The sequence below is a fragment of the Flavobacteriaceae bacterium genome, from assembly GCA_014075215.1.
Classification (GTDB): Bacteria; Bacteroidota; Bacteroidia; order Flavobacteriales; family Flavobacteriaceae; genus Polaribacter.
In genome coordinates, this window is the sequence record CP046177.1 from 2,340,782 (window position 1) to 2,353,432 (window position 12,651).

The window sequence follows — 12,651 nt, forward strand, 5'->3', positions numbered from 1 at the left end:
ACCTAAACCAAGTTCATCTTGATGTTCTTTTCCGGTAAAGCCCCACCGTTACGCTACAGAATTCCCATTCGGTGAAACCACATTATTGTAACCACGATGGCGTAAGCCAAAAGGATAATACCACCCCACCTTTTTTGAGGGCTTTACCTCTTTTTTTGAGTATGCCAACCTTAAATTTGACCTCGTTTCGATATGTAGTTTTAGACATCCCACAATAAATCAAAGCTAAATAATTGTTCCCGAAAGACCTAATCTTTTACCCTCGAAATCACTTTTGGAATAATATGTGCAGTTTATATCCAATAAAAATGTGCTATAATTTTACTAACTTTGTTAAAATAAGTATTTAATTATTATGGGAGCAATAGAACTTAGAGACAAAATCATACAATCGTTAAATACCGATAATGTATCTTTTCTTCAAAATGTTTTTGAGTTTGTAAAAAAAGAAAAAGAAAATACCTCTGACCATGAAATAGTTGCATATACCGTACAAGGACAGCCTCTCAACAAAAAAGAATATATAAGACAAATCAAAGAGGCTGATGCTGAAATTGATAAGGGTGAATATATTACAGTTGAAGATTTAGAAAAAGAATCTGCAGGCTGGTAAAATGACTAAAAAAGAAATCCGTGTTATTTGGTCTAGAAAAGCCAGAACAGAATTAAAGCATATCTTCGAGAGAGTTAAAGAAAAAACAAAATCTTTACAATTAGCTACAAATACAAAAACTGACATCCTTAATGCCAGTAAAGAAATTGTATTTATAGACCAGTATCAAGTTGAGGAATTTTTAGGAGAACCTTATCGAAGAATTGTAGTAAGGCACTATAAATTAATCTACAAGGCTCAAAGTGAATCAGAAATAAGAATTCTTAAGGTCTTTGATACATTTAAACACCCTGATAAAGTAAAAGACATATAGTGTATCTACACAAGAGCATCGACTGTTTTTAAAGCCTTATCTAATGCGTAGATTGAGGATTTTGAGTTTATGTAATTATCAATAGAATCATCAATAAGCCTATTTATATAAAATAAATCTGTTCCTTTTTGAGATAAATCTTTCTTTATCAGAACTAAAATATCTTGAATTGTTTCAAAAGAATATTCTTTCACAGAAAATATTGTAATTAAATAATTAAAAAAGTTTCTATAAGTATGAGATTCAAAAGCATCAAATTTAGGCTTGTAAATTAAATCGAAAAGGATTTTAAGTTGATTTAAGTCATTTACGTTATTAAAATTATTAAATTTTATGTAGCCAAAAGACGGCACAATACCTTGCTTCAATAATTGGATTAATTCTAATAATGCACTTTCATCATTAAGTATAAAAAGAGTTTGAAGTGCGTCAACTCGATATCTATCTTCATTGAGTTTTAGATACTTCTTTGCTGTTTGGATACAAAATTCCGCTTCTTTTCTAAGATCAACTAATATATTAATAGCATCCCAAGTTATATGCTCTTCTATTTTTTTAGAACATTCTTTAAGCAAATCGATATCACCAGTAATAATAATATACTGTTTCAAAATTTCTCTATGATTATATAGGGAATGTTCTGTTTTAAAATATGTTCTTACCTCACTAAAGACGGATTTCAAATTATTTTCAACGGCATATTTTATATGTTTATATTTTGAAAAAGCTACTAAACCACCGTCTTTTATATTAGAAATTATTTTTGAATTAAATTCGTTTTCATCATTAACGAGTTTTTTCAGTTTTGCATACTCTTCATCTGAATCATGTGATTTAGTGAACTCGTAAAACTTAATACATTCTAACAAAAAAGCTTGAGGTAATTCTATATCGAACAAATTTTGAAAAAAGAAAATTGTTTCTATTCTCTTGTAATCATTTAAAATAAAAAATGAGTTAGGACCTGAAGCTCTGGCAACATTATTAAAATCAATAGCTTTAGTTTGAGTTATACACCAATCTGTGATTATTTGTTTTTGATTTTCAGATATTACATATTCGCGATTTGAACTATCATACTTTTCAATAGTTTGCTTCATTTTTTTAAATAGAACAAAATCATCTTTTAAAAATTCTGAAACTTCTTTAAAACTTATAGATAATTTATTTCTTGAAAAAATAATCTGGTCAAGAACATCAATTTGAACATCAATAACATTCCAATGTCCATTTTTATCCCACCATTTCCTTCTTATATCTCTAATTTTTTTGCCATCAATTGTTTTACCATGCTTGGTGAAAAGATATCTAATTTTTGATTTCAACTTTTTCTTATCGAAAAGTAAATCAAAGTTCTCCTGAATATTTCTTTTGTATTTTTCTACTTGGTTATCTGCCTTTTTTTGAGTGAATACAGGCTCTTTAAAAACTATACCGTTTTTCTGCATTAAGTTGTCAAATTTTACAGATAAATCTCTATGACTTGAATTGCCAATATTATTACGCCAGTATTCAATTTCTTTATCTATTGTTTTTAATTCTATCAATTTTTTACAAATGACACCGATTGACTCTTGATTCACAATACTTGATATAAAGTATCTTACTTTACTAGCAGGAAAAGAACTTAACAAGAATTCAATTACTTGCTTATTTGAATTAGTCTCGGTGATAATTTTTTTAAGTAATTTTTCATGGGTATGGAACCTAATATCATTTGTTATTTGCGACATTAACTTTATTAAAAAAGTTTCATCATTTTGTGTATTAAATATTATTCTATCAGCAATTCTATTAAATAATTCTTGTTCATTAGATATATGGATAGTGATATCTTCTGTAAAATAATATTTAATGATATCTAAGAATTTGTCGGCATCTTTTATCTTGAAAATTAATTGATTTATGATGTATTGACCACCTCTCATTACCTCATCTTCAACCTTTCTTTCTTTTAACTTATAAATCAATAAGAACTCTTCCTTGATAAATTCATAAAAGTCTTCAATGTCATCTTTCTCTAGCAATAAGTTCATTAAGCTTCTATTGAACTCTTTGTGTGTGGAATTCTTAAAGCAATTAAATACTTTATTCAAGTATGCATCATCATCGACTGTCAATTTTTGAATATAAATTACTCTTATAATCATTGACTTTAAACTCAAATCAAAGTGAGTATTTTTTGTTTTGAGTTTTTTTAGTAAGAATTGTTTTAGTCCTTCATATTGGTTAAAAGGAATCTTAAAATACTTCAATAAATCTAATGCAGAGAGGGTCGTTCTTCTATGGTGGCTTTTATAATTTTCAATTATTGAAATTAAATAATCGTAGTTTGCTTGACATGAAGCAAATAGTGAAATTTCGTTAGAGGAATATGTACTATTATTGTCTATCCATAAAGTTTGTTCAATACAAACCCTCTGGAAGTAAGTTTGAAAAACTTTAACTTTTAAATCGTCTGTAATTCTGTTACTGTCTGCTTTAAATAAGATTTCTGGTTCATTATCAATTAACCATTCAATTAGTGTTTTATACTTATCAGAATCTTTTTGTAATAGGTTTATCAAAAAGGTAATGGAGTTAAACAGTGAAGGATGAGTTCGTTTTTTACCTGATATTTGGATAAATTTAATCATCTCTTGGGCAGATAATTTTGATATTTGTTTGGATGCAAAATATTCTTGAATATTTCTATGCTCAAAATACCATTCTTTAGTATCGGTAGTAATATCTAATAACGGGCTTTTCTTAAACTCTTCTAAATGTTCATCATTACCTTTAAATATTTCTAAAAGCGAATCTTCATCGATTGTATTTTTCTTCATCAGTTCGTTTACTAAAGATATTTTTAAAGATTGCCGCTTGATTAAGGAAGACTTAAACTTCTTCTTTTTTTGTTTACCATTAGCATCTATTTTTAATCTTTCATTTATATATGTTTCCCACAAAGCGGCTGAATTAGTAGGAATACCATTAAATTTATTTATGTATGTAGCTAATATCTCTATTTGAAAAGGATTGTTCAAAAATGAATCAGGAATTTGTTCAAAATCTGAACTAGATAAAGAATTTAAACAAAGTTTATTGAGTAGATTTAAAGATTCACTAGGTTTTAAATCTTTCATGAAAAAAGCAGAAAAGCCAGAAACATTTTTAACTATACTTTCATAAATGTTTGTTCTGCAACTTATGACGCACTTTAATTGACTAGCTTTTACATATTCAGAACTGAGAAAATCTTCAAGTTTAGAAATAAAATCTTCTATATCAGCAATTTCGTCAATACCGTCTAAAATCAATAATACGTTTTTAATTTTTTCATATTGTTTAGGGAGCTTTTTTTCTATTGTATCAGTGATAGTAAAGTTTTTAAGGTTACGAAAAATAGGGGTAGAACTATTTTGTTCTCCTGTATTCCAATATTTTAGTGCAAATTGTTTTAGAGAAGTTGTTTTTCCACATCCAGGATTACCCAAAATAAATACTCTTTTATTATTGCTTACTAACTCTTCGAGATTATAAACCGTTTCACTTTCAAAGAAATATTCATAATTAGTTCGGGACTTTGAGAATCTTCTATCTATAAAGTACTCTGTGGGTTCTATTTCTTTAAGAAAACTAAACTTATCGGACTCCTTTAAATGAACTTTCTTAAAGGGTTCATTGCTAAAAATCAAGCTTTTAACCTTTTCTAAAAGCTTTTGCTCATCAATTATAAAACTTGGTTGTTCACCGTATATTTCTTTATAAAAATGTTTATTTAAAGCAAATATTTCCCTTACTCCATTTGAGGTATCCAAAAGCTGAATATGAAAATCAAATTTATTATTAAGTGTGTGCTTTGTTTTCTCAGGGTTATCTTTATTCTTGAATATTGATTTTGAATTGATTGCAATGAACAAATCATTGGTGTTATTTAATGGATAATTAGTTTCTAATTCAAGTGCTTTTTGAAAAATATGCCCCATGTCAATACCGCTTGAATAATTCTTACATTCAATGTAGATATTATGTGATATAAAGTTTTTTGAAATTTGAATTTGAACATCAAAACCATCTTGTGTTCCTGATGTTTGAATTCTATCTTTAGTTATTCTTAAATCAATTTTATCAAATAACCACACAAAAAAATCTCTAGTGATTATCTCAAAATCTGATCCTAATTTTTGACTCTTCATTGTTTAAAATTATATATGTTTTTATCAAGACTGCTAACTGAAGTAGTTAATCTTAAGATATAGTAATGTACTAAAAATAGAACTAATCTTACGAAAATAATTTAACTAATCGGATGCAAACTTTCAATAAGTTCATGAAGATTTTCTAAGTCGTCCTGTTGGTAACGTTCTGTAGAAGAAATATAGGCTCAAGTAAATTTTATGGGTATTAAGCGAATAATTTTTCAAGTCTAAAGAGGAAAAATTGTGTATCTCTTACGCCTCTTTGATTGGCTCTAAAGAGTTTTATTTTTGAATTAAAAGACTCTGCATTTGCATTTGTATTCCTATTGTAAAAAAAGTTTAAGATGGTATTAAAATGATGTTTAATACTGTTCATTGCTGTATTGAAATTTTTAAATTCCAATTTTTCTGTATCCTCAAACCAATGTTCAAATCGTTGTTTGGCTTTTACTTTACATTTTTCTTGATAAATGCTTCTAAATTCTAAAGTGTGTTTATAGGCTTGTTGGATGTTTGGATAAAGATTACATAATAATTCTGCTCTTTGTTTTTGATTAGGTGTCCAATCGTTTGTCTTTTTAGCTAAAATATATCTACTTCTAGCCAAAAGTTGCTTTTTTGTATCACCATTAGATAGCACTATGGGTTTGTGTTTCTTCCTTGCTTTTTTAGCAGCTTCAATGGCTTTGTTTTCATCTTCTATTGCTTTCCACCGATGCTGTACTCTAACATGCTGTAAAGCTTCTGTTACCAGTTTTACCACATGAAATCTATCGGTAACAATTTTAGCATTTGGAAAACAAATCTTAGCTGTTAAATTCATATTATTTGCCATATCTAAAGTTACTTCTTTGACTTGTTTGCGTTGTTCTAAGGGTATTCTTTCAATAGCAGTAATAATATCATCACTTTTAATTCCTTTTACACAAGCCACTAAAGTTCCTTGTTTACTTCGTCCGTTCTTGTTGGTCAAATAGGTATAAAGTTCACCTTTAGATAGACTTACTTCATCAAGACTTAAATACTCTCCTATATTCTTCGGATAAATAAGATAATCTTCACAATGGGGCTTTTGATTCCAACTATCAAACCCACTTATCTGTTTCTTATAATGGCGTTGTAAAGTTCGTGGGTAAATACCGTAATAACTCGCTATATTACTGATCGTATCTTCTCGGGCCTCTACCTGTAGCTTTTAAAAAATCAGAAAGTTCTGACGTTAATTTAGAACCTTCTGCAATGAATGAATAATCATTTTTAGTCGCTCCCTTTTTAGTCTTCTTATCTCGCCATCGTCTTGTTTTTATATGTAGATAAACTGCTTTACCGCGTATGGGAAAATCTTGAATCTGTTTACTGCTAATAAAACCTTTGGACTCATAATTACCCTTTGAGTAACCCTCTGGTAGAATATTCTTCTCTTCTAAATAAATGTGAAAAGCATCCTTTTTAACTGAAATATCTCCTAATTCTTCAAAAAATACAATATCAAAATGAAGTAATAAATCTTGAGGGAGGATAGATGCTAATAATTCTAAATGCATCGTCTTTTTTTATGCATCTAAAATAATCAATCCCCATAAATTGTCGTTGACCCATTAAATCTTTTGTAATCTGAATTTTGTTAATAGCCATTTTCCAAGCATTGATAATGGTATTTTCTGTGGTTAAGTCTTTACTAAACGACCATCCCACTACCTTTCTATTAAACAAATCTATAATTACAGTTAAGTACATCCAGCCTTGTTTTGTAGAAATATAAGTCATATCTGACACCCATACTTGATTTTCTCTATCAACACTAAAGTTTTGATTTAATAAATTTGGTGCTATGGGATATTTATGATTAGAATCTGTTAACGCTCTAAATTTATAAGACCGCCTTACAAATAAGCCAAGTAACTTCATCAACTTACTGATCCTTCTTGGAGAAACAAAATAGCCATACTTTTCTAATTCCTTTTTTATTCTAGGAGATACATAGCTATGATAACTATCTTCAAATATTTTTTGTATAAAAAACATAATACGTTCATTTGTTAACCATCGTTTTGAAGAACCACACTTAAGCCAATTATAATAACTACTTCTACTTACTTTTAAAATACTACACATTTTCTCAACAGGAAATTTCAATTTATGATATTTTATAAATTGATACTTCTCTTGTCGCTCTTGGAGAAAATGCTTACCGCCTTTTTTAATATCTCATTCTCTAAATGAATATCCTGTAATTCTTTTTTTAAAGCTATAATTTCTCGCTCTTGATCTGTTAATTTTAAATTCCCTTTACCAGGAAAACTATTTTTATTACCGTATTGTTTTAATTCTTGACCCCAGCGAGATAAAGAGGATATGGAAATATCCAAATCTTTACAAGTTTGTTTTATACTACCTTTTGCATAACTTAACTCTACTGCCTTATGCTTAAATTCTTTGGTATAAAAATTTCGTGGGTTTGACATTGTTTAATTTTTAAAGTTTATAAATATATAAACTCCTTTCTTACTGTCCTGTCAAATGTAGCACTTCCAACCTTTACCACATTGGGAAGATATCATTGGTTTATTTTCTACAACTGACGGTGAGATTTTAAGGTTTATGCTTTTGGCTAAAATCTCTTTAGAAAAATTAATTCGTCACGAATTAGCTTGTCGCGGATATGATGAAAATCACCGTTGGGTTGGCTTTAATAAAGCTCATGAAATCTGGAAGACAACTGAATAATTAAACTTTTAAATCAAACGCTCACTTTTCCCAAGTGAGCGTTTTTAATTTATTTCGATGTTTCTACTTAATTTAATTATTAATGATCTTTTTTGATTGTTCATTAATTCTTTTATTCTCAGCCTCAATTTTAGAAATAAGGCTAAGTATATCGGAATTAGTTATTGATTTATCTTTCTTTAAAACATTATATGCAACAGCACTGTTAATAAAACCTTCTGAATGCTCAGCAATATTGTTAGACTGTAAAAAGTATTCAATCAAAAATTTTGCTTTACCTTTTTTCATAGAATAAAGATTATAACCTTGATTAGCTTTTTTTAGATGATACAAATACTGTTTTAAAAAAAGATAGTTAACAATTAAATCTTTTTTAGATTTATCATTTTTTTTATCATTAAATATTGAAGCAATATTAAAGTTTTCCAAAAAATCAATTTCTGATAAATCTATTTGATTTGGAACATAGTTTTTAGATTTAATTAATAAATCATCAATATTATTATTTAATTTTTGCTCAATTAGAACAATTTCATTTGATTGCTTTGATTTTATTTCTTTTTTACAACAAAAGAAAGAAACTAACGCAACGAATAAAAAATATTTTTTCATTGTGCTCATTTTTAAAGTTTACTTGGATCAATAGTATCTCCAAGATCTGTTTGAACTATTCTGGAGTTTATCGTTTTCATATGTATAACTTTTTTATCAGAACTAAGAGCTGCATTTATTGCCTCACTCATATTTTTTACAGTTTTTGTTTCAAGAACTTTTCCATTTCCATCTGTAAATGAAATATCAAAAACTTTTTCTGTTTTGGTAAACGTTCCTGTAGTAGTTAATTTACCTGTTTCTTTACCATTTTTTATTTCGGGTTCTACAAAACCTGTTGCTCCAATGGTAGTAACTCCAGTCTCCTCGGTTATTTTTTTTGCTAATGGTGGACTAGCCCCAGCACCACAAGCATGACAACTACCAAAAACTATGGTTGCATTATCTTCAAAAACAATACTTCCATCTTTTACTCCTTGAGCTATATCACTAACTGTTGCTGAATTAGGATTAGTTGATTTATTTGCATAAAACCCTGCTCCAGGGTCTAAAAATAATCCAGCACCTGAACCGTGAGCAAAAATTACAGCAGATTGTACTGATCCTTCATCTGCTGTTGCAGTTTTCAAAGCAGAAATTAAAGCTTGTCCGTTATTAACTTTTTCAGCATTATATCCGTTGTTTTTTTCAAGAGAACTTGCTCTAGCATGAAAAGCATTTCTATCGCTACTTGTATAATTAGTACCACTACCGTCTCCGTATATTGCGAGCTTAGCTTCCAGACCTTCTAACTCATAGTTCGCTATTACACTATTTTCAGCAAAATTATATGGACTATTGTATACGTAACCATCTGCCAAAGGGTCAATACTCCAAAACCTTCCTATATCAGAATAGTAAAATCTAAACTTAAATTCGTGTGCATCTAAACCAAGCTCTTTGTGTAATTCCTGTCCTTGATACGTTTTATAATTATTTTCAACGCCATTAATTACGTTATTATACCCTTTATGTTTCAAACCGAATGGATAATAATTTGATTCAGAAACAATTACAGTCCTTGCCGTATTGCCTTTTACAATTTTTACATCATCAAACCACACCTTCCCGGCATGTTGTTGTCTATTCGAATACCCACCTCTCTTACATCTGCCGCCACATGAACGGTTTTTGCTACATATACCCACCGGTTTTTCTCGGTAATCTTATCCGATGTATGATGTCCGCTAGGCCAGCCTGTCTCTCCTGATTTCCTGGTGGTCAGAAAAATCTCCGCACTGTTGTTTGTTACATCCTCTACAAATACCCACCCCGATACCGTAATAGTAAGTATCTTCCGGGTTGTTAACGGCTGTCCAACTATCATTATATACATAGTAATCACTAGTAGCAGCAATCGGGTCAATCCTTCCCGAATAACTTCCCGATTTCTTTTTACTGCTGTCCAGTGTAGTAAGCGCCCTACTCAAACCATTACTGCTATCCCAGTTAGCCATACTTTCAAATCCATCGGTAAACACGGTCTGTTGGCTGTTATTCGTATTTTCCGTATAACTCAGTCTCACGTTTCCGAGATGATCTTTTGCCTGGTAAATATAATCAAAACCTCCCGAATGATTGGGCGTAGCATAGCCTTCGGGTGTGGAAAAGAACTGCAAAACATCGTTTTCGTATACATAATTGCCGGCATACTGTGTGGTTATCAGGCTGTTGAGGTTTCTTACTTTTTTCTCCATTTTAGTTCCCATAGCATCGTACAGGTAATCAATAAACTTACCTGTACTAAAATATACCTGTGTCGGCAAATTCAGATGATTGTAGCTAATAGCTGTAATTCCTTTATTCTTGTCTTGTATCATATTACCATTGGTGTCATAAGCATAATCCTCATCCGTATTGATACCGTCTTTAAATCCGTAGTTTTTATTTCCGTTGTCGGTTACTTTGGTAAGTTGGTTTCCGTCATAGGTATAGCTTATATAGTCCATAGTACCGTAGTGTCCGGCATTGGAGATGACAGGGTTGTTTACCACAGCTCCTCTTCTGAAAAGGCGTTGTATATTGCCGTTTTTATCATAACTGATACTACCTATGTTAAACCGAGACGTCTCATTCCAGGCATAGTAGTAGGCTCCGGTAATCCGGTTGAGGTCATCATAATAATAGCTGTATTGTCGTTTGGCATTGTCCGAGGCTGTTTTCCACAATATTTGTGAGATATTGCCATTATAGAGATAAGAGCCTGTGTCATTGTATTTGAGTTCCATAGAGAACAAATCGTCTGCCAGTCCTGCCGAAGGGTCGTTGATCTTTTTTAGCCAACCCCTGATATTGTAGGTATAGTCTACTTCCTGTAGCGGAGCAGCTTCCCTATCCCCTACCTTTTTTTGGATGAGCTGACCCAAATCATCGTAATGGTTCCTGACCATGAACTCTTCCGCTGTGCCGTTTACGGTTTGTTTTTGAGTGAGCAGCCGTTCTGCGTGGTCATAGGTAAATACATCTTCTACCACAATGGGCGTATTGCCGGCTTTGGTATGAGTGGTTTTGCTTCGTAAGGTTTTTCCGGTAAAGTCCAATTCCAATTCAACGATGTCTTCGGTATCCAGGTACTCATTTTTTGTATAGGTATATATGGCACGTCCTTTTTCATCATAGTACATTATGGTAGTGATCCAATCGTCAGTTTCCAGGATACGTACCTTACTTACTGTTGTATCGGCAGTTACCGGCTGTTCGTACACTACTGTGGGTGGGGTAAATCCGCCGGGTAAGTCTATATACGTATCGTAGTAATTGACAGTATGTATTTCGGAGGTTGAAACCGTAGTGTAGTCTGAATGGTTATAGTAGAGAGGGATTCCTGCTATCATTATAGCAGTAGCCTCTTGGCTAACAAATAAAGGAGTTGTATTGTTGGCTATATCCTGTAATGCATCTCTGGTAGCATCTCGGAACATAACACCGGTATAAGCAACTCTTCCGTGGGTATCGTATTTGGTAAAGAGCCACTCTCCGTCAGGTGCCAGATTTGCATCCTGAGTGAGAACAGGCCTGTATAGTTTGTCATAGACAATATGCTCCCAACCTTTGCCGGGTATTTTCTTTTTTATCAGCCTGTTGCGATCGTCATATTTGTACTGATAACACAATTTATCTAATAATTCCCGGACTTTTTCTGCTGTTTCCGCTTCGGTATACCCTTGTATTCTATGATAAAAACAAGTAAAAGTTGAGATATTATTTTTACTAATTTATGCAGCAAATTTAAAAGTATCTACATAGGGTGTTTGTCGTTTGACAACGGCAAACACTCTTGCTATTAATTTGTTTCTAATAATGTTAACGGTACTCATTTTACTTTTGCCTTGTTTTATTCTTTTATGATAGTATAATTTCATTTCTGGGTTATGTTGTATAGCAGAAATAGCGCACATATTAATAATTGCTTTCAATTTTTTATTAGCCAAATGAGAGACTTTTGTACGTCCTTTAATACTAGTTCCAGATTGGTAAGGAAAAGGAGCAACACCACAATAAGAGGCAAACTTTCTCCAGTTTTCAAATTTTGAAAAATTGTCAGTAAACACAATCATCATTATAGCAGTTTGCATTCCTATACCTTTAACACTAGTAACAAGTTTATAGGTTTCTTTTAACATTATATTTTGGTCAATAATAGCTTGCATTTGAGTATTAATCTTGTGTATTTGTTTGGTTAGTTCTGCAATCATTTTTTGTTGAACGTCAAAGATTATTTTATACTCTTTTGCTTTATAAATTCTTTTTTGTTCTTTCAAAGTAACTTTAAAACCAGCTCTTTGTTTGTTAAGTTTTGTCCTTAAAGATAAGAGACTTTTTAGTTGTAATATACTTCTTTTAGGTAGCTTACTGGGTTTAAGTTCTTCTTTTAATCGATACCCATATAGAGCAATGCGTTTGGCATCAATTTGGTCATCCTTTCCACGAGCAATACCAATAGATCTTTTAATTTCTAAACCAGAAGCTATGAAAAAAGATAATTTTTGTTCAGTTAAAGACACAGATAATAAATGAGAGTACATTCCTGTATGTTCAAATACAAACATGGTTTCTTCTTTAGAGAAAGACGAATTTTTAAAACTCCACTTTAGCATTAATTTAAATCCAGATTTACTGTTCTCAAACTGTTGAACAATTTGTTTAGAATAGATACAAACATCAATTAATAATTTACTGACATCGATTCCGATAATTTCATTTGTTTTCATAATTTTGTAATTAGA

The 12,651-nt window shown here is 30.9% G+C and carries 11 protein-coding genes; 2 read left to right on the top strand and 9 right to left on the bottom strand.

Annotated features, from left to right (window positions below):
* The first annotated feature begins 355 nt into the window (after positions 1 to 355).
* Entirely contained in the window at positions 356 to 613 is a 258-nt protein-coding gene (locus GKR88_11460; GenBank protein QMU64846.1) for a hypothetical protein, read from the top strand.
* 1 nt (position 614) lies between these two features.
* The gene (locus GKR88_11465) at positions 615 to 926 is read left to right on the top strand and encodes a hypothetical protein (protein ID QMU64847.1); all 312 of its coding nucleotides are present in this window, start codon (positions 615 to 617) and stop codon (positions 924 to 926) included.
* Between the two features lie 5 nt (positions 927 to 931).
* Here the strand turns inward: GKR88_11465 and GKR88_11470 are convergent, their stop codons facing one another.
* The 9 genes from GKR88_11470 to GKR88_11510 all read right to left on the bottom strand — a co-directional run bounded on the left by GKR88_11470 (position 932) and on the right by GKR88_11510 (position 12,636).
* On the bottom strand, positions 932 to 5,104 hold the full coding sequence (locus tag GKR88_11470) for an NACHT domain-containing protein (protein QMU64848.1): 4,173 nt from the start codon (positions 5,102 to 5,104) through the stop codon (positions 932 to 934).
* 208 nt (positions 5,105 to 5,312) lie between these two features.
* The gene (locus tag GKR88_11475) at positions 5,313 to 6,206 is read right to left on the bottom strand and encodes a DDE transposase (protein ID QMU64849.1); all 894 of its coding nucleotides are present in this window, start codon (positions 6,204 to 6,206) and stop codon (positions 5,313 to 5,315) included.
* A 58-nt stretch (positions 6,207 to 6,264) separates the two neighbouring features.
* Positions 6,265 to 6,651, bottom strand: a complete 387-nt coding sequence (locus GKR88_11480) for a hypothetical protein (protein ID QMU64850.1) — start codon at positions 6,649 to 6,651, stop codon at positions 6,265 to 6,267.
* The gene (locus tag GKR88_11485; GenBank protein QMU64851.1) at positions 6,596 to 7,312 is read right to left on the bottom strand and encodes an IS3 family transposase; all 717 of its coding nucleotides are present in this window, start codon (positions 7,310 to 7,312) and stop codon (positions 6,596 to 6,598) included. The genes GKR88_11480 and GKR88_11485 overlap by 56 nt, the downstream gene beginning before the upstream one ends.
* Positions 7,255 to 7,572: a transposase gene (locus GKR88_11490; GenBank protein QMU64852.1), complete on the bottom strand. Its 318-nt coding sequence runs from the start codon at positions 7,570 to 7,572 to the stop codon at positions 7,255 to 7,257. The genes GKR88_11485 and GKR88_11490 overlap by 58 nt, the downstream gene beginning before the upstream one ends.
* A gap of 334 nt (positions 7,573 to 7,906) precedes the next feature.
* Positions 7,907 to 8,446 (bottom strand): hypothetical protein, encoded by a 540-nt coding sequence (locus tag GKR88_11495; protein ID QMU64853.1) that lies wholly within the window; start codon positions 8,444 to 8,446, stop codon positions 7,907 to 7,909.
* A gap of 11 nt (positions 8,447 to 8,457) precedes the next feature.
* Positions 8,458 to 9,573: a hypothetical protein gene (locus tag GKR88_11500; protein ID QMU64854.1), complete on the bottom strand. Its 1,116-nt coding sequence runs from the start codon at positions 9,571 to 9,573 to the stop codon at positions 8,458 to 8,460.
* Positions 9,574 to 9,612: 39 nt separating this feature from the next.
* Positions 9,613 to 11,538, bottom strand: coding sequence for a hypothetical protein (locus GKR88_11505; protein QMU64855.1), 1,926 nt, complete (start codon positions 11,536 to 11,538; stop codon positions 9,613 to 9,615).
* 102 nt (positions 11,539 to 11,640) lie between these two features.
* Positions 11,641 to 12,636, bottom strand: coding sequence for a transposase (locus GKR88_11510; protein QMU64856.1), 996 nt, complete (start codon positions 12,634 to 12,636; stop codon positions 11,641 to 11,643).
* Between the last annotated feature and the right edge of the window lie 15 nt (positions 12,637 to 12,651).